We start from the raw sequence: 19,212 nt of genomic DNA on the forward strand, positions 1-19,212 counted from the left end.
CACCACCCTTTGTATGGAACTGTTGTCGAGCGGAGTGGGCGAGAGAAGTTGGGACACCTCATCAAGGTTCACCGACACCGGGTCCGCCTGGGATAAATCGGGTCGCCAGATGCGATTGCGCTATCTCGAGAAAGCTATTAAGGGCTGTAAAGGTGCCAGACAAGGCCACGTCCTCGGAAAAGAAGATCATCCGCCCGTCACGGCAAGCCTCCAGCAGATGACACCACATGGGCAGGTTGCGGTTTAGGTTGTCCGCTGCCTGGCCCAAGAGCTTGTAGGATCTCTCCCGGAACGGAGCAAAGATGAAATCGGCCTCAAGGTCCGTGAAGCGCTCGTAACTGAGCGGCGCGTACGTTCGCAGGGTGCGCATCTCGCGCATTAGTGGGTTCGGTTCAAGTCCAAGACCTTCGAGGATGTGTGTGTAGGTTGGCAAATCGTGTGGCGAGAGCGCCCCTGTGGCTTCGATAGTCACCAGGGCATATGTGGTCCCAGCCGGCACTCCCAACCGCTCGCGCGTGAGCTCAAGACGCTCTTCGAAGATCGCGCGGCGGCGCTCATACGCCTCGGTGCGGTGCACGGCTCTGGCGATGCTTTCATACATGACCCAGGGCGCCGTCGAATGACCGACCAGATACGTCGGGGCGACCACCTCCAACTGATGAAGGATGTCTTGTCCGCCGAAAAGGGGCGCGATGATGAGATCCGGTTCGAGTGCGGCGAGATCCTCGATGGAAGGGACGACCTGATCCGTGAAGAGGGCGGCAGCAGTGTCTTCGAGATACTCGCCGCGGGTATTGGCGAAGCCGTGAACAAAGGACTGGCCCGTTGTGCGATCATAACTGGCAATCGAACCGATTATGGGAATGTCCAGTTCGGCCAGGATCTGGGTGAATGCAAAGTCGCCTCCCGAAAAGACCCGCGACGGATCACCAGGAACCATGACGGTACGCCCTGCGTCGTCGACAACCTCGCCAGGTTGCGCCTGTGCGGTGGATGCGAGAGTTATGACAGTCAGCACCGCAAGGCTGCGCGTGAACCGACAGATAACGCCTGTGATGGACGGCAATAAGAGTCTGGTAGTTGGCATGATCGACTGTCTCTTCAGATGGCCAATTTCAACCAAAGCCACTTAGCCGTAGGCCAGCGAGACTTGTATTCATTTGGTGGAGCAATCCGGCCTGTCTCGCAGCTGATTAGAACCTGAATTCAGCAAAGACACCCGCAGTCAGTGGCGGTCCGAGCTGATCCTCTGGGGTACCTAACTTAGTGGTTGCATATTTGACGTCGAAGAGGTTCCGGGCATAAGCGCCGAACCTCAATCCGTTACCGACATCGTAGGATGCGTTGACGTCGACGAGGAAGTAGTCGTCTTGTCTAAAGCGTGCATCGTTTTCGGGGGCAGATTCCGCTTCCGCCGTATAGGAGGCGTCGATGCCAAATCTGAGGCCATTGTCGAAGAAGTACTCGCCGCCGAAAGCCAGTGTCACATTAGGCGCACTTGGGAATTCATTTCCGGAAAAATCGCGTCCGCTACTTTCATCGACAAAATCGAGAAACTCCGTCCGCAACAGTCCAATACTACTGTAAATCAAAAGACCGTCAGCGACGTCGCCCCTCAATGTGATCTCGGCTCCGAAGGACTGCGCCTCCCCAGCATTGCCGGTGAAGTTGTCAAAACTGTCTCCTGGCGTTGGATCGAGGGGGACCTGAAGATCGGTGAAACGTGTATAAAACAAATTGGCGAGAACCTGCATGCGATTCTGTAAGAAGGCCCCGCGATATGCGACTTCCACATTGTTCGAGAATTCGGGGTCGAAAGTGAAGGTATCTCTCGTAAAGCCTGACAAGGCTCTAAACCCAGCCCCGCCTGCGCGATAGCCGCGCTGCGCGGTCAAGGACACCGCCTGGGTGGGCGCGAAGTCCCAGGTCACACCAAGTTTCGGCAAGAATGCGCCAAAGGAGTTGTCGAGGCCGGCGCTGTCAGCGCGGCCTTCCTGTTCCTCATAATCGTAGCGCGCACCGACCGTCAGGGTGACATCTGGCAAAAAGGCGTCGAGCGCGACGTCCACCTCGCCGAAGACCGCAGCGTTGGTAACGTCCTGTCCTTCTTCGAAGGTAAGGAGCGGTTGCGCCGTCGGACCAGAGATATCCAAGAACTCGGCGCGCTCGGATGTCTCTGTGTCGGTGTAAAAGACGCCGGTGACCCCACTGACCGGCCCGTAATCGAAGAAAAGCCGCAGGTTCTGCTCGAACGCGTCGTTGTCCGTATCGGCCGTTTCGATCACGCCAGGCGTCTCGGGAAAAAGGCCTAAGTCAGGTTGAAATACATCCTGCTCGCGATCGAAATCCGTCCACAACATAACGGACTCGGAGTCGAGCGTCAGGCTGGGATTGATGTTCCAGATGGCGCGCAGCCCGAGTTGCCGCGCTGTGATCTCGCGCCGCCCCTCGAAGTCGAAGGAGGTCTCTCGCGGCGGTGTGATCGCATCGCCGTCGGCGTCAAGAGCGCCGTCGACGCGATCCTCGCCCAGCCTGGTGTTCGTATCGCGATAGGAGAGCGTGAAATCCAGGGTGTCGGTCGGCGCGACGCGCAGCGCGCCGCGTACGCTGCGGAAATCGGTGAAGTCGGCGCGATCCGATCCCGTCGTGACGTTATCAATTGCGCCGTCGTCCTCTGTCCGATCGTAGGTAACCCGCAAGGCGACCCGGTCTTCCAGTAGTTCCGCGTTGCCCATCAGGGCACCGCGGTAAAGGTCGAAACTGCCCAACTCGCCGCGTGCGGCGAACTCGTTATCGAACACCGGGTCGTTCGATCGGATCACGACGGCGCCTGCCAGGGCGTTGCGACCCTGCTGTGTCGATTGCGGGCCGCGCAGAATCTCGACCTGGTCCACGTCCCAGTAGGAAATCGGCAGGAGTTGGAGTGCGCGAATGGGCAGCGCGACGCCGTCATACTGCGTGGTGATCGCCTGGCCGTTCCCACCGCCGCCAAGTCCATTGTTGGAGAAGCCGCGGATCGCCAGTCCCTCCCCATCCGGGCCTACCGTGACGTTGGGTGTGCGCGCGTAGATATTGAGCAAAGACCGCTCGCCGGTGTCCTCCAGTCGCTCGCCGCTGATCACCTCCACCGAGGTCGGCGTCTCGAACTGCGTCGTCGGCAAGAGTTGTCCTTGGACAACGACCGGTTCGAGAACGAGCACTCCATCGGTTGCGCTTGCCGCCTCGATCCGAACCGTGCTGTCGCTCACGAAGGTGCTCTGCACGGCCACGCCCTGCGTCAGAAGGCTCAGGGCCTCACGAGGAGTCAGACTGCCTGACACCGCCTGCGACTGAAGTCCTGCCACGGTATCGGGCGCGTAGACAACCGAGATTCCGGTGGTATCCGAGTAGGCCCGCAGGGCGTCATCCAGAGACTGCGCTGGGATGTCGAACGTCAGTCTGTCCTGCGCCTGCGCGGCGCTTACCGACAAGGCCACTGCGCTGGCGATCAAAAGGGCAGCAATCGATAGGATCAGCGGACCCGGAAATCCCCTGCCGTGCCTGAGGTTTTCGCTCATGTTGCCTTTGCCCCGCCATCCCGTGGAGTGTTTCGTTACTCAGAAGACGAGTGGGCAATGGCTAAGTGTCGAATTTTCCTGTAGCCAGGCGGTTCAGCGGATGAGGCGAAGGTAGGGCGTGATCCAGGTCACCTGGGCACCGGCGGTGGCTGCGGTCGCCGTCAGGCCCTCGCTAGGGGCGTCGATTGCGATCTGGCCCGCAACAGCCGCGCCTGAGGCCGGCCCGGTGACAATCGATATACCAGGCAAGTACCGATCGATCTCAGCCACAGCCTCCGGCAAAGGAACGTTGTCGAAAACCAGGAACCCATTGCGCCAAGCGAGGCTCGCCGTGTCCAGAGGGCGGCTGACACTGGGCGATGCGCCCTGGGTGTAGGCGGAAGTTTCGCCTGCTCTCAGGACCCGTTCCTCGTCAGCAGAGGAGACGACAACAGTCCCTTCGAGCACGCTGACGGTGACATGCTCGTCGAGGCGAACGCTGTAGACCGTGCCGGTCGCCGTCGCCTTACCGCCCTCGACCGAAACTGTGAAGGGCCGGCCGGGATCGGAGACGACGTCGAAGACAGCTTCGCCGCGCAACAACGCGACTTCCCGCCGACCCGGCACATAGCGCAAGGCGAGCGCAGAATTTGTGTTCAAATGCGCGACGCCGCCATCTGGCAGCGCAATACTCCGGTTGACGCCGACCGGCGTCGTATAATCGGCCTCAAGGCGTAGAAGGATATCAGGGGCGATTAGAACGGCAACACAGGCGGCGGCTGAAAGCACGACGATCGGCCATCGACGTGACCTTGGGGCGAAGGACGCCGAGAGCGCACCCATTGCAGCCTCGATCTCTGCATAAGCCGCGGCATGTGCCGGGTCAGCTCGCCGCCATGTCTCGAAGGCTCGCCGCTCACGTCGAGAAACGCCGCCCTCCGACAGGCGCAGGTACCAGTCGCGCGCATCCTCGCTGATGCGATCCTCATCGGTCACGCTCGACCTCCCTCCGCCACGCTGTGTGGCTGTTCAGTATAGGACGAGTGAGCGTGCTCCAATGGCTGGGATTATAAAGGATACGCGCGCCGCCTAGCGTCGACGAGGGCAGCGATCGCCGCCTTCAGATCGGCCCGGACCGTGCTGAGACCCAGGCCGAGTTCCTCGGCAACCTGCCGCTGCGTCCGACCGTCGAGATGATAGCGAAGCAGAACATACTTCTGTCGCGCAGGCATTTTCCGCAACTCCTCAAAGACCCACGCCAGATCGGATCGTACAGCCGCGATCCGCTCCGGCGTGATATCTTCGCCTCGCATGGCGGGGGCGTTTGCCATCCCGTCGAGAATCTGGCGGCGGCGACGTTCGATCCGCAGATGATCTGTCGAGAGGTTCGCGGCCATCGCGAACAAAAACGAGCGCTCGTCGCGAATCTGATCGCCTTTGAACCTCTCATAGGCGCGCAGAAACACTTCCTGCGTCAAATCCGGTGCCACTGCATTTTCAGCGCCCAGGCGTGATCGCACAAAGCGCAGGATATCTCGTCGATAGAGGCGGAATAGAGTATCCAGATCGAGACGAGGCAACACACCCTCCAACCGCAGATCGACTCTCCATAGTACGGTTGGCTGGGTCTCGCGATTGGCAAGACGTGGCTGACCTGGATCGAAATCGGAGCGCTAGCACGTAGAACTGCTGAATTTCAACGAAATTGCGGTCGGCTCTGTCAAGTTGGGAGACTGCCGCTCTCCAAGAATGTGGCGTGGGGGGAGGTAGCGCGAGGATGTCATCTAAGCCTTAAGCGCCTCACCGCTGTCGCACCCGGTGGCTGACTAGATGAGACATGGCGATATCGAGCATCCTACTGTATCCAACGAAGGATGGTGATACGGCGACCTCGTCCGAAAAGACAATGATGCGCCCTTCCCGGCAGGCCGACAGGAGCTGGCACCAGGTTGGGAGTGCTTGGTCTAGGCGATCCAACCCTTCCTCCAGCTGCTGCCTGCCTGCTTCCCTAAAGGTGACGAAGATATAGTCAGCATCGAGTTCCGGGAAACGTTCTAGGCTCATGCGTGTGCTGAACCGATCCCCGGAAGAGCTTAACTCCTCCATAAGTGTATTCGGAGAAAGGCCGAGGCCTTCCGCGATGTAACTGATAGAAGTCTGCGGGTCGACTTGAATTCCGTCGACGCTCACGTTCATAGTGAATGCCGAATAGGTGGTGCCGTTAGGGAGGTCGAGTCTCTCTCTCGCCCGGTTAAGGCGCATCTCGAAGTGACGTTGTAGCCGCTCGCTGTCCTCGCCCAGGCCCAGAGCTCTGGCGACAGATCGATGAGTGGCCCATGGCTCCGGCGTCTCAATCGCAATAAATGTAGGCGCAACCAACGACAATTGATTCAGATAGGGTTCCGCAAACTGATTGACGACGATCAAGTCAGGCGCCGCCGCAGCGAGCGCTTCGAAGTCGGGTCTATTGTTGATCGCAACGACTGTAATCTCTGCAGACTCCAGTGTGACTCCGAACGATGAGGGTGGCCCTTTCATGAATAATGCTCCTGTCGATGGATCGACACGGGCTGTGGACGCGATGAGCGGGGCCTGTAGTTCCAATAGGATCGTTGCCAACGTCTCGTCGGCACCTGCAGCGATGCGCTTTGGCTTCTGCGGTGCGAGAACGGTACGTCCAAGGTCGTCCGAGACTTGTCGGGGTTCCTTCGCGACGACGATTGGTGACAGGCATAGACAGATCAGCCCTATAACGGCCAGTCCCGTGGTCTCTACCTTACTTGGAAACAGAGCCATTTCAGAAACTCCTCTGGAGGGACACGCCTAAGGTCTTCGGCTCCCCGGTCGAAACAAGATCGGCACCGCCATTGGCCGAGAACCTATTTAAAACACACTCCTCATCAAAGAGGTTGCGGACGTAGGTGCCAACGATCCAACTCGCCTCATCCTCATTGACAAGACGGGCTCATTGACAAGACGGGCGTCGACAATGGTTCTCTCATCAGATTTTCGAGTGTTCGCGGTCTCCGCGAAGGCGTTGTCGTTCAGATGCCTCCGAGTTTGATCGACCAGTTGTCGAAGCACTTGTCGTCCGCCGATAGCGATGCGGTGATCGGCTGGGCCCCTTCGAATGGTTGCAGGACAGGTCGATGTCGTTTCTGACGAGACCGCGAAACCCGGTTTCGACCAGCGCCAAGCTGCTTGTCATCGCAAAGCCCTCAGTTGCGGCTGCTTCGAGCGGAAACTCGATGCCTTAGACCCTTGACGTTCGGGCGTTCCCGACGACGAAGTCGCTAGGGTCGCCGTCTGGTGTCTAGCGAATGATTGCGGTGGAACGCCTCAACCTTGGCCCTGGACAAGCCACGCGCGCGACCGTGTTCCGATCATCGCTATTGCCGCAAAGTCTGTGCCCCAGGGTGAGCAGGGCTATCGCGCAAACTTCAGAACTGCAGCCTCGCTCTCACGCCGAAGCGTCGGGACGGGCCGGCGTCCACGATTCTCGGCCCGCCGAGAGCGCTCAAAAAGCCCCCCGATCCGGTGGCATAGGTCTCGTCGAGCGCGTTCTCGACGAAGGCTTCGAATGCAAAGCGTTCGGCGCGCAGGCCGAGGCGGAGATTGAGCAGGTCGAAGCCGTCGAACCCCGGGTCGTCGGGATCCAGGTTGTCGTTGAAGCTCGTGCGCAGGCTGTACTCGGCCCGCAGGAAGCCACGTGCGCCCGGCAGGATCTCGCGCGGATGCTCGTAGTCGCCGGCGATGCTGAAGGTGTGAACCGGGGCGTTCGGCAGCCGCCTGTCGGTCAGATCGCCGAAGGGAGAGTCGGGATAGTCCGTGAACTTCGCGAAGTTGATGCCGATCTGCGTGTCGATGCGTAGACTCTCAATGGGCAGGGCGGAGATGCCGATTTCGGCGCCGACGCTGCGGGCCTCGGCCGCGTTGTCGACAACCGACGTCGTTACGCCGCCAACCGTGTTCGAGAGTTCGACCTGTATATCCTCATAGTCGAGCAGATAGCCGCTGCCGTTCACCAGCAGACGGTCGTCGAACAGCGACGCCCGAAACCCACCTTCGTAGGACCGGACGGTTTCCTCCTCGAAACTTGAAAAACTGACGGCGGTGGCACTGAAGCCGCCTGGCCGGAAGCCGGTCGCGAAGGCGAGGTAGGTCGAGACGTCGTCGGTCCAATCGTACTTGATCGAGGCGCTGGGCGTCACGGACGTGAAGTTCGCCTCGTCCGATTCGAAGGGGACAGGGGGCGTGGTAACGGCGGAGAGCCCTGTGCTCAAGGTTTCGCCTTCTTGCTTCACGCGGTCGAAGCTGAAGCGCGCGCCGCTGGCGATCTCCAGGTCGGGGATCGGCCGCCATCGCAGGTCGCCGAACAGGCCGAAGTTGAAGACATCCCGGTTCGCGCTGCTTCCGATCGTGCTGCCGTCGTCCGCCAAGGGGCCGAGGCCCTGGCTTTCGCCGATGATCCGAAAGGCGTCCGGACCGGGATCTGTAATGGCGCTGAAGTCCCGCCTGTTGAAGCTGAAACTTGTGCCCAGGTTGAAGGCGATCTCCCCTGATTGCGACGGCAGATCGAAGCTTTCGCTCTCGAAGCGGAACTCCTGGGCGATCGCACGTTGGTTGATCGAGGCGACATTGGTGGTGAAGTCGAGTGCCGTAAAATCGTTATCGTCGAAGCTGTCGAGGTCGGTGAGGAAGAGGGAACTGGTCGATCTGAGGGACCCGATGTCGAAGTCGTAGGTCCACTGAAAAGATGCGAGGATGCGGTTGAGCGAGTTCTCCTCGATGAAGTCGGCGTCTGTCACCAGGTTCTCGTCTTCGACGCTCGCGGCTGACACAGCGTTCGAGGCATCGAATTCGGTACGGTCGAAGGAAAGGGAGGCATCGAGGGTGAGCCGGCTGGTGGGCCGCGACCTGAGGCTGAGGCGGGCGCCGACGTCGTCCCGGCCGACGGAGTCCGGGTCGCTGCCCTCGGCGAAGTCGACGAAGCCGTCGGAGATCCCGCCGAAGGCTACCAGACGCGCCGAGAGCAGGCCGTCCTCCAGGATCGGTGCATTGACGATCGCCGTCGCGCGCCCGTCCGGGTAGGAGCCGAGTTCGGTCTCCAGGGAAGCCTCGAAGTCGTCCGTCGGCTTCTTGGTGACGAAGTTGATGGCGCCGCCGAGAGTGCCGCGCCCGAAAGCCGTGCCCTGGGGGCCGTAGGCCACCTCGACACGTTCCAGGTCGACGAGGTTGGCATTAATGCCGCTGGTCTCGCCGGTGGGGTTCAACAGTATTCCGTTGGCAAAGATCCCGTTGGTCGGGCTGCTTCCGGATCCGCTCAGATCGCTGATCCCGCGGATCGACAGATTGAGATCGGTTGGGTCCGAGTTCTCGATGAACCCGATGTTCGGCAGTCGCAGGCTCACCTCGGCGGTATCCTGAAGGTTGGAGCGTTCCAGTTCCTCGCCGGTGAGGACGACCACGCTGGCCGGTACGTCCTGCAGCAGCTCCTCGGTGCGCCGAGCGGTGACGGTGATGTCGCTGAGACGCAGCGGGCCGCTCTCGGGTTGAACGACCGCGCGCTCCAGCGTCACCGTGTTCGCGCTGGTGAAGCGGTAACGCAGTCCACTGCCGGCCAGCAGGCGCGCAAGTCCTTCGTCGACCGTGTAGCGGCCCGTCAGTCCCTCTGTTTGCAGACCGGATGCCAGCGCGGCATTGCCTGCCAGGAACACGTCAGAGGAGTCGATGAAACGGATCAGCGCCTCGTCCAGCGGGCCGGCCGGAATGTCGTAGTCGCGCAGTTCCGTTCCATCCTGTTGCTGCGCGAGCGCCGGAAAGGCGAGGAGCGCCAGCGGCGCCGGGACCAGCAGGCTGGCAATCAGCAGGGCCTTGGCAAGGGGCATTTGGCGCGCAGGTTTGGACCGTTTCGGAACTGTCGTCATTTTAATTCCCCCTTGGGAAGCTCGAAGCTTCTGTCGTTAGGGGAACCGAACGAGCGGCGAATTCCGGAACCGCAGGCGCAAATTTTTTTTCGCCATGACCCAAGTTGGAGAGGCAAAACCTAGGAATTTGACGGAGCGCCCAACCTGATCCCTCTCCCTATTCCAGTGGAAACCAGAAACACCCAGAGAGAGCCGGCGCACCGCGAACTCCGGCCATTGCGATCAAAGCCGCAATTGGATCGTTCAGATTGTAGATGCCGGAAAGGTGCTGCGCGCCCAGGGCAGTGTCGGTCAGTAGAATTAAGCTGATGCGATAGCGGTCACGACCATCGCGGGGACTGCGAGGGTCGGGCTAGAGTGCCGGACGTTCATTCGCATGCATATACGGTTGCCTTGACATAGTTGCGGCACTCTGTTCGCGTCTTCGTCGCTAGCTGACTTCTATCACGCTTCAACCTGCGGAGAGATCTGTGACCATCGATATTCAGAGTCTCCTGTTCGTGGGATGGTTTGCCGTTTTTGGGGGCCTGCTGAACGTTGTGGCCGACTGGTTCTTGCTCGGATTTCCCGTGGCGGGACGCGATATCAAGATGGAGATGTTGGCGAAGAAGCCCGCATGGTCAGTGCGTTTGGGGGCCTATCTGGCTATGGTGGCGATACCCATGTGGATCGCGGTGACGGTACCAACGGCATATTTGCTGCGCGACGCCCCGATTTTTCTGATCGTACTGCCGCTGCTCGGCATTGCGCTGATATCGATCTACTCACTCGTCTATCATGTGAGCTACATATTTTATGACGCCGCCTATCGACATGCGCCCGACGCGGTCGATCTGCTCCTGAAAGAGAAGACGTTTCAAACACGGTTTATGATGTTGGTCGGCCTTGCCGCCTATGCTGCTTTGCTGGCTGGCGGTATCCTGAGTTCGGCGCCCTGGTGGTGGCTGGCGGCCAGTCCAATCGTCTTGCAACCGGCATTTTCATTCGCCGCACGTTTCGCGCCTGCCCCTGTCGGCGGATATCTGCTCACCGGTGCAGGCAGCCTGGGCTTTACGGTCTTTGCGCTCGTCACGATGCTTGCGGTGGCCATCTAAGCTCGGCAACGGCTTGCGCCGGATCCTAGGCGCGTATGCTGTGCTTGATCAGCCTGGCCCCGGATTGCTGACTTCATCAGTACTGCACTGATTGGTCGAGCGCGCGGATAACGCGCAATCCAGCCCATGGCGATTCTTGCATCCGCCTTGGCCGCGGCCTCCAGCAGCGCCTCGAGCTGGCGCGGCTGGCATCTATCGGAACGACGCTGATCGGGACGGTCATGCTCAAGATGTCCAAGTGAGCGCGGTTCCGAACTGCACATCCACCCGGCTGCAGCGTAGCGTCAGAATACCATAGGCCTTCAGGTCCACAGACCTTGGCGTCTTTTACCTCGAACGTCTTCGCAGTGATGGCTTAAAAATGCAATTGCGTCTCATTCGCATTTCTGCATAGAGTAGTACATCCGATAGGGAGTTCGGTCGGTTCGAACTCTCTGGTGGCCTCGAACTCATCCCAGCCAGTTTGGACATCCTTTGAGCGGGATTAGTGAGGAGCAAACGCGTGACGGCCGCGACGACCCTAGTTTCGCCGATGAGCCTTTCGGAGGCGGCCGATACCTTCGGTTATCGGTACACCGCGATGTCGACCAGCGCTCCGGTCGGAGACCGCACAGCCCCGCTCTTTGAAGGACGGCTTGGGCTCCGATCTCTGCCTTGCGGCGCCAGCCTCTGGTCGAGCGATCTTCGCAGCCTCCATGACAGCACGCTCGAGAGCGTCGCCGACCGCTCTCTGACGGTCGCGGTCATGTTGGGCGATCATGCGGCGGACTGCGAGACCAACTCGGGAAGCCGCTTGTACATCGGCGGCAGCGACGCGGCCGTTATCTCTGTCGCAGACCAGGTTCATCTTACCGGACGATACCGGGCCGGACAGCGTTCGCAGTGCCTTTTGTTAAGGGCTCAACCCGAAGACTTCGCAGATGCGGAGGTGGCGGAACAACTGTGGTCGGCACTCAAGGCCACCGCGGTGAAGCCACTCGCGATGACTCACAGGACCCGCTTGCTCGCGAGAGAGTTGGCCGCACCGAATACCGGAGGAGCGGTCGGCCGCCTGCTCGCGGAAAGCTTCGCGCTCGAGCTTCTCGCGCGTGCACTCCTCTCGACAAGTCAGGACGCGGAGCCATCGCCCGGACGCCTCACCGGTAGAGACTATGCAAAGGTGCTGATCGTTCGCGACATGATAGAGGCCAGTCCTTCGACGAACTTCACGTTGGAAGGGCTCGCTCGGGAGGCCGGTCTGAGCGTAAGCGCTCTCAAGGCAAAGTTTCCGCTGGCCTTTGGGCAGTCCGTCTTTGCTTTTCTGCGCGATGTTCGTATGGAACGAGCACGCCAAGGGATCGAGGAAGAGGAGTGGACTGCCTCTCAGGCTGCGTACTTCGTCGGATACAAACACCTCAGCAATTTCACGATTGCGTTCCGTCGGAAGTTCGGTGTCCCACCGAGTCAGCTTAGAAGGCAGGACTAAGAGCCTCGCTCATAAATCTGTTGGCGTGTCGCATAAACACCTGCTGTGGCGCGGCGGCTTACGACGCCGCTACCCTTTTCCCGAGAATGCCTGTCGTCTTTTTTGAAAGGCGTTCGTTCGTTGGGAAATCGAGCTCTCATCGTTTGAGATCTCGAAACTGCGGAGCCTGCGCCATGTACGAAAAGAGCATTCCCGTTCACTGCGATTTTCCAAGTCGCGCTTTTGGGGGCCTGCTGTTCAAGGCCGTCTTTTGCGCAAGTCTCGCCTTGTGGACTGCCGGTGGCGCTTCCGCGCAGGACACGGCGTTCGGCGGAGACGGAGAGGAACAAGACACGGAAAATCCCCTGGTGCTGGACGCCATTGTCGTCACGTCTCGCAAGATCGAGGAACCTCTCAGGGAAGTGCCGTTCGGAGTCAGCGTGTTCGATGCCGAGGACATCAGGCGCCGGGATCTGGACAACCAGCGGACTTTCGGACGATCCGTTCCCGGTTTCAATCTCGTCGACACAGGCCTCAGGGGCAGCTCTATACCGAATATCCGCGGTGTCGGCTCGTTTCTGCCGTTGTCTTCCGATGACGGTTCCGTTCCCGTGTTCATCGACGGCATCCCGGTCGCGCAGCGTTCCCAGGATCGCGAGTTTTTCGACATTACCCGAATTGAAGTTCTTCGCGGCCCGCAGAACACCTTGTACGGCCGTAATGCACAGGCGGGTGCCATTGGAATCACCACGGCGGATCCGGTTTTCGAGCGTCAGTTCGAAATCGGTGCTGAAGTCGGCAATCTAGGCGCCTACCGCACCAATGCTCTGATGAACGTTCCTCTATCTTCCAGCGCCGCCCTGCGTGTTGCCGCGCAGTACGATACACGGGACGGGGACATACGCGATATCAACCTCGGTCGGGATGTTCGAGGGTCGGATATCGTCAACCTTCACTCGAAGCTTCTCTTGCTGCCCGATGACGCAACGGACATTACGCTCGCTTTTCGATACGGTTACTACGATGAGGAGCCGACCTTGGGGGCCTTCGTCGAGAACCCCGAGTTTCCGCAGCTCTTCTCGGATAGCAGGTCTTTTTACGAACAGGAGACCATCGGCGCGGGCCTGACCGTCCGCCGTGATTTAAGGCGTTTCGAACTCTCGAGCCTCACGGGCTATCAGAACTACCAGTTGGACTTCGGGTTCGACGACACCGACGGTCTCGCGACTGCTGCCCGTCTAGGTCTGCCGCCCGAAACCTTCAACAATCCAAATGTGGACAGGCGGGAAATCCGGGACGAGGGGTATCAGTTCTCTCAAGAGTTCAGGCTGAATGGCGAACTGGGCAGTGGCATCAACGTGGTGGCGGGTGCTGCCTACTTCCGCTCGGAGCTCGATTTCGACATCCTTTTCAATGCCACGGGGCTTATCGACGCCGACTTCGACAACTCTTTCGAGACCGACAGCTACGGCATTTTCGGCGAAGCGACCGTCCCGCTGACCGATCGGCTGAGACTCATCGGTGGTCTGCGCTACACCCGTGAGGAACGAGAGTTCAAGGGGAACTTTACCGACTTGTCCGGTTCCGGTCCCGTAGCGACCGCGTCGGAAGCGGACGACAAGGCTTTCAACCTCGTCACCGGCCGTGCGGCACTCTCCTTCGACCTGACGCCGACGCTCACGTCCTTTGCGTCCGTGTCACGGGGCGCCAAGGCAGGCGGCTTCCAACTGATCGATACCAATGTGGCTTTGGGATTTCCATCGAGTACCTTCGAGGAGGCCTTGACCTGGACTTACGAGATCGGACTGCGTGGAGCTTTGCTGGACAACCGGGTTTTCGTCAGCACCTCGGCGTTTTTCAACGATACGAAGGATGAAAACCTCCAGGTCTTCGATCTCACCAACGGAGAGTCGACGATCGAGAACGCCGATACGGAGACCTTCGGCCTCGAACTGGAAGCGGAAATTAAGGTGACGGACCGCTTTACACTCGCCGGGGGCCTCGCTCTTCTCGAAACCAAGATCACGGAGTCAGAGGATCCGGCCGTTCCGGAGAACGCGGAGCTGCCGTTCTCGCCTTCGGTCGCCTACAACATTGCCGCCACCTATGAGCAGCCGCTCACGCTCTTCGCAGTCGACGGCGAGGCCTTCGGCCGCTTCGAGTACCAGTTCGTCGGTGAGCGGACGATCGATCCGCAGAATCGCCTCGACCTCGATAAGTTCGATGTGGTGAACCTTCGGGCGGGATGGGACGCGGAAAACTTCTCGATCTATGCCTTCGCCGAAAACCTGCTGGACGACACGGATGTCGAGACGTCCTTCCTGGTCGGAGCGACTCCGAACGGGAGCCCTGTCTCACTTGGGGTTCCAACCCAGCCGCGGCGTTTCGGTGTGGGCGTTACACTGCGTTTTTGAGCCGGACTGTCTATGACGTACCTCGCCATCTTCTTTCTCAATGCAGGATTGACGGTTCCTATCGTCTTTTTCTCGGTCGGGCTTCCGACACTGATGCGCGAGGCCGGCCTGCCGCTTGAGCTGATTGGCCTTACGGCCTTGGTCTACCTTCCCTACGCCCTGGCGTTCTTGTGGGCGCCGTTTGTCGATCGCCGGAGCCTGAACGGCCTCGGCTTGCGACGATCCTGGCTCTTCGTCGTCCCCTGTCTGATGGCCATGGTCTCAGCGCTGGGCGCTGCCGTCGCTCCGGAGGACAGTGCCCTTGGCGTCCTCGGAATCGCCCTTTTCGTGACCTTCCTCGGCGCCACGGCCCGAACGGCATTGTTGGGTTACGTTACCGAGAACCTCAGTCCAGACCGGCGGCCCTGGGGCGCTGTCATCCTGCCCGCGGGCGGCGCCGTCGGCGCCTTGATCGGCGCCAGCGGCCTTCTATTTATTCATAGTCAAACAAACTGGCGCTCAACGATGCTGATCGCGGCCGCGACCATCGCGCTTTCCGCCGTGACGGCGCTCGCGGCATCCGAACGAAACCCGCCGCGAGCCGGCGAGGGTCATGCCCCTCCCTCTCTGAAGCGTTTCTTCTCCCGCGGCGATGCTAGACGGGTTCTTGGCTTCATAGCGCCGCTCGGTGTCGGCATGGGCTTGGTCTTCGGTATGCTCCAACCCCAGTTGGTCGACATCGGTTTTACCCTCGAAGGGATCGGACTGATCAACGGTGTCTTCATCTGCGCAGCCCTCTTTACCGGCGGTCCGCTCGCAGCCTATCTGACCGGCCGCTTCGGTCTTGCTACGCTTCTGCCGTACGGGCTCGCAGTGGTTTGCGCGGTCCTTCTCTATGCGGCGGCGGCGAGTCACTGGGGGTTCGGTCCGCTGTTCAGCGTCTTGGCGGTGCTGCTTTTCTATCTCTCTATCAGCTTCGTTAGCGTGGCGACCAATACCCTGTTTATGAACCAGGCTGCTTCGGGTCAGGAAGGGACCGACTTCACCGCCTTCATTTGCGCCAATTGGCTTGCGTCGCTGGTTGGCATAGCGGTTTCAGGGCTAGTCGCAGGAGAATTCGGCTACGCTGCCGTGTTCCTTCTCGGCGCGCTCTGCGTGCTGGGGAGCCTACCCATGACCGGGCGCCTTCCGGTACAGTGGCAAAAATCCTCGATCTCCATGTGATGCCTCAACACGGCGCCGAAAAGCACACGCCAGTAGGGCGACTCCTTGCGCCGATAAGAGGCCGCCTTTGGCTCGCCTGCGTGCCCCAGGCCCTCGGCGCTGCTGCGGGCGTCGTTCCCTTCGTTGCAGTGGCGGAACTCGGAAGGGTCTTGCTCGTCGACGGCCCGATCGATGAAGGGCCGGTCGATGAAGGTTACGTCTGGTGGATCGCGGGTCTCGCCGTTGCGGCACTCGCCATCCGGATCGTTGGTCTGATGACGGCCGGCGCGCTTACGCATCTTGCAGATCTGGACCTGCAGCTTAGCCTCCGTCGCCAGGCGGTGGCGAGGCTTGCCCGCGCACCTCTTGGCTGGTTCGATGCGCGGAGCACCGGGGTGATCAAGAAGGCGCTACAGGATGACATCGCTGCGCTGCATCACCTGGTTGGCCATTCCTACACAAACATCGTTTCGGCCGTCGTCACTCCAATCGTTGCCTTCGGTTATCTGGTTTGGGTCGACTGGCGCCTCGCGCTTGCGGCCACGATTCCGCTGCTGCTCGGCACGGCGCTCTATGCCGCGCAGTTCCGCAGCTACGACGAGAATATCGAGGCCTATAATGCGGCGCTCGGCGACGTAAACGCGGCGGCGGTGGAGTTTGTCCAGGGCATCGCAGTGATCAAGACCTTTGGGCAGGGCACGAAGGCCTACGGCCGCTTTATCGAATGCACGAAGGTCTTCGTGGCTTGTTTCTGGTCGTGGGTGCGTGGCTTGCTTGCGCTCGCTGCGGGATCGGAGATCGTGCTTTCGCCGCTCGTCTCTCTGCTCACGGTGCTGACGGCAGGGCTTGCCCTTGTCACGGCCGGTGCCGTGGCGCCGGTCGACCTGCTCGCTCTTGTCGTCGTGGCTCCGGGTATCACCGCGCCGTTCCTGACGCTTGCCTACGCCCACAACGATACGACGCTTGCCAAGGATGCGGCGAAGCGGATCGCAGAGTTGCTCGATGCCCCCAGACTAGCGGAACCGACCGTGCCCCAGATGCCGAAGGGGGCGCATGTCGTCTTCGATAAGGTCGGCTTTTCCTATGACGGCGAGACTGAGGTGCTCAAGGATGTCGATCTGGTGCTGCGGCCCGGAACCGTGACAGCGCTCGTCGGGCCGTCGGGGTCGGGCAAGTCGACGCTCGCTTATCTGCTGCCACGTTTCTGGGATGTAGAGCGTGGCCGTATCACCATCGGCGGCGTTGACGTGGCTGAAATGGCGCTGGAAACGGTCTATGCGCAGGTCGGCTTCGTCTTCCAGCACGTTCAGCTCGTGCGGGCTTCTATTGCGGATAACATCGCCCTCGGAAACCCGCAGGCCTCGCCAGCGGAGATCGAATCTGCTGCCCGTGCCGCACAGATCCATGACCGAATCCTCACCCTGCCGCGCCGCTATCGGTCCGTTGTCGGCGAAGATGCGCAGCTCTCGGGCGGTGAGGCACAGCGCATCTCCATTGCGCGTGCCATCCTTGCCGATGCGCCGATCCTGGTTCTCGACGAAGCCACCGCCTTTGCCGATCCTGACTCGGAGGCCGCGATCCAGGAGGCCCTCTCGACGTTGATCGTCGGGCGAACGCTCCTGGTCATCGCTCATCGCCTGCAGACGGTCGTCGATGCCGATCAGATTTGCGTCATGGACGCAGGCTGCATCGTTGAACGGGGTCGGCACGAGGCGCTGTTGGCGGCCGAAGGCCTCTACGCGAAGCTGTGGCGGGCGGGCGGCAGATGCTAGAGCAGGTTTCACGTCTTAGGCGCTGGCGTAGAGAGGACGGAATGATCCGGGCGCTGTTCGACGTTGCGGGCGACGGGGCGCGAGACTCCCTGCAGCGCAATCTGATTGGCCTCGTCGCCGAAGCCGTTCTCACGGGCGTCGGCTTTATCCTGCTCGTCCCGTTTCTACGTGCGCTGTTCGCGAACGAGATCGCTGCCGCCTGGGGCTGGCTTGGTGTTCTCGCCGCCCTCGTGCTCGTCTACGCAGTGGTGCGCTACCGCACGCAGCTTGCCGGCTATCGCACCTCGGTTACGCTCACCGGCAGCCTGTTCGCGCGGCTTGGCGGTCATATCTCGCGTCTGCCGCTCGGGTGGTTCACCAGCGAGCGCGTCGGGCAGATCGGACGCCTGACGAGCCAGGGCGTGGTCGAGGTGATGGGGGTGCCCGCGCATCTTCTACGCCCGATCGTCAATGCCTTCGTGACCCCCGCAACCGTGATCCTGCTCATGTTCATCTTCGACTGGCGCTTGGCACTCGCGGCGTTGATCATGGTGCCTGTGGCCACGCTCGCCTATCGTTGGACCGGTAACCTGGTTCAGCGTACAGACGCACGTGTCGATGCCGCCGCCGCTGCTGCTGCCGGGCGCATTGTCGAGTTTGCCCAGGCGCAAGCGGTACTGCGGGCCTTCGGTAAGGCCGAAGCCGGCCTTGGAGAGCTCGATGGGGCGCTTGAAGAGCAGCACGCTGCCGGTCGCAGCCAGATGATGACCGCCGCGCGCGGGATGGCAAGCTTCGTGTCGACGGTGCAGCTCATCTTCACCGTCATCCTTCTGTTCGGAACGAGTCTCGCGCTGGGGGGCGAGATCGATGCGGCCGAGCTGGTTGCTTTGCTCGTGCTGGCCGTCCGCTATGTCGAGCCGCTGATCGTTGCAGCCGATCTTGAGGGTGCGCTGCGCATCGCCCGCAACAGTCTTCAGCGCATGGACACTCTGCTGAAGACCGAGCCGCTGCCTGAACCGGCAATGGCCAAATCCCCGGAGCGCACGGACATCGTCTTCGATCGGGTGGGTTTTTCGTACGATGAAACGACGCTCCTGCAAGACGTAAGCTTCACCGCGCCCGAACGTTCCATGACCGCCATTGTCGGCACGTCAGGCTCGGGCAAGACCACCATTCTGCGTCTGATCGCCCGCTTCTGGGATGTGAACGCCGGCGCGGTGCGCATCGGCGACCTCGACGTCCGCGACATGACCAGCGAGGATCTCATGGCACGGCTCGCCGTGGTCTTTCAGGACGTCTATCTCTTCGAAGGAACGATCGAAGAGAACATCCGGCTCGGTCGCATCGACGCATCCGACGAAGAAGTGCGAGAGGCCGCGCGGCTCGCGCGGGTCGACGAAATCGCGGAGCGGTTGCCGCAGGGTCTTTCAAGCCCTGTCGGCGAGGGCGGCACGACACTGTCCGGCGGCGAGCGTCAGCGCGTGTCGATTGCCCGCGCCATCCTGAAGGATGCGCCGATCGTTCTTTTGGACGAAGCGACGGCTGCACTGGATCCGGTGAACGAGGGGGCGGTTCAGCAGGCACTCCTTGCCTTGACCCAGGAGAAGACACTTGTGGTCGTCGCGCACCGCCTTCAGACCGTCCGCGCGGCAGATCAGATCATCGTTCTCGACCAGGGGCGGGTCGCCGAGCGTGGAACGCATGACGAGTTGCTCGCGGCCGGTCGCCGTTACGCCGCTTTCTGGAACGACCGGAGTCGTGCCGCAGGTTGGCGGCTAGCCGGACGGGAAGACAAGCTGTGAGCGCGTAGCTCCAGGAGAGACCGGTTCGCTGCCCCTCGAGGCGTCAGACGTCGATCTGTCGG

12 protein-coding genes are annotated in these 19,212 nt (G+C 60.9%); 6 read left to right on the forward strand and 6 right to left on the reverse strand.

The window, feature by feature from the left end; all coding sequences use genetic code 11:
• Positions 1-61: 61 nt before the first annotated feature.
• The 6 genes from ACO054_RS01335 to ACO054_RS01360 form a co-directional block, all read right to left on the reverse strand.
• Positions 62-1,087, reverse strand: a complete 1,026-nt coding sequence (locus ACO054_RS01335; RefSeq protein ID WP_421708641.1) for a hypothetical protein — start codon at positions 1,085-1,087, stop codon at positions 62-64.
• Between the two features lie 106 nt (positions 1,088-1,193).
• The gene (locus ACO054_RS01340) at positions 1,194-3,557 is read right to left on the reverse strand and encodes a TonB-dependent receptor domain-containing protein (protein ID WP_421708642.1); all 2,364 of its coding nucleotides are present in this window, start codon (positions 3,555-3,557) and stop codon (positions 1,194-1,196) included.
• 93 nt (positions 3,558-3,650) lie between these two features.
• Positions 3,651-4,532 carry a FecR family protein gene (locus ACO054_RS01345; protein WP_421708643.1) on the reverse strand — a complete coding sequence of 294 codons (882 nt, stop codon included), beginning with the start codon at positions 4,530-4,532 and terminating at the stop codon, positions 3,651-3,653.
• Between the two features lie 71 nt (positions 4,533-4,603).
• Positions 4,604-5,116 (reverse strand): RNA polymerase sigma factor, encoded by a 513-nt coding sequence (locus ACO054_RS01350; RefSeq protein WP_421708644.1) that lies wholly within the window; start codon positions 5,114-5,116, stop codon positions 4,604-4,606.
• A gap of 220 nt (positions 5,117-5,336) precedes the next feature.
• Complete coding sequence (locus ACO054_RS01355) at positions 5,337-6,332, reverse strand: ABC transporter substrate-binding protein (RefSeq protein WP_421708645.1); 996 nt, start codon at positions 6,330-6,332, stop codon at positions 5,337-5,339.
• A gap of 644 nt (positions 6,333-6,976) precedes the next feature.
• Positions 6,977-9,463 carry a TonB-dependent receptor domain-containing protein gene (locus ACO054_RS01360; RefSeq protein WP_421708646.1) on the reverse strand — a complete coding sequence of 829 codons (2,487 nt, stop codon included), beginning with the start codon at positions 9,461-9,463 and terminating at the stop codon, positions 6,977-6,979.
• A 470-nt stretch (positions 9,464-9,933) separates the two neighbouring features.
• Here ACO054_RS01360 and ACO054_RS01365 point away from each other — a divergent pair, with 470 nt between their 5' ends.
• From ACO054_RS01365 to ACO054_RS01390, 6 genes are all read left to right on the forward strand, one after another.
• Positions 9,934-10,557, forward strand: coding sequence for a hypothetical protein (locus ACO054_RS01365; RefSeq protein ID WP_421708647.1), 624 nt, complete (start codon positions 9,934-9,936; stop codon positions 10,555-10,557).
• 745 nt (positions 10,558-11,302) lie between these two features.
• A complete protein-coding gene (locus ACO054_RS01370; RefSeq protein ID WP_421708648.1) occupies positions 11,303-12,022 on the forward strand; it encodes a helix-turn-helix transcriptional regulator in 720 nt (239 codons plus the stop codon).
• A gap of 173 nt (positions 12,023-12,195) precedes the next feature.
• Positions 12,196-14,415 carry a TonB-dependent receptor gene (locus ACO054_RS01375; RefSeq protein WP_421708649.1) on the forward strand — a complete coding sequence of 740 codons (2,220 nt, stop codon included), beginning with the start codon at positions 12,196-12,198 and terminating at the stop codon, positions 14,413-14,415.
• A 12-nt stretch (positions 14,416-14,427) separates the two neighbouring features.
• Positions 14,428-15,618 carry an MFS transporter gene (locus ACO054_RS01380; protein WP_421708650.1) on the forward strand — a complete coding sequence of 397 codons (1,191 nt, stop codon included), beginning with the start codon at positions 14,428-14,430 and terminating at the stop codon, positions 15,616-15,618.
• 80 nt (positions 15,619-15,698) lie between these two features.
• On the forward strand, positions 15,699-17,369 hold the full coding sequence (locus tag ACO054_RS01385; RefSeq protein WP_421708651.1) for an ABC transporter ATP-binding protein: 1,671 nt from the start codon (positions 15,699-15,701) through the stop codon (positions 17,367-17,369).
• Between the two features lie 41 nt (positions 17,370-17,410).
• Positions 17,411-19,150, forward strand: a complete 1,740-nt coding sequence (locus tag ACO054_RS01390; RefSeq protein ID WP_421708652.1) for an ABC transporter ATP-binding protein — start codon at positions 17,411-17,413, stop codon at positions 19,148-19,150.
• The last annotated feature ends 62 nt before the right edge of the window (positions 19,151-19,212 follow it).

The organism is Algihabitans sp. (assembly GCF_965226985.1).
Taxonomy (GTDB): Bacteria; Pseudomonadota; Alphaproteobacteria; order Kiloniellales; family DSM-21159; genus Algihabitans.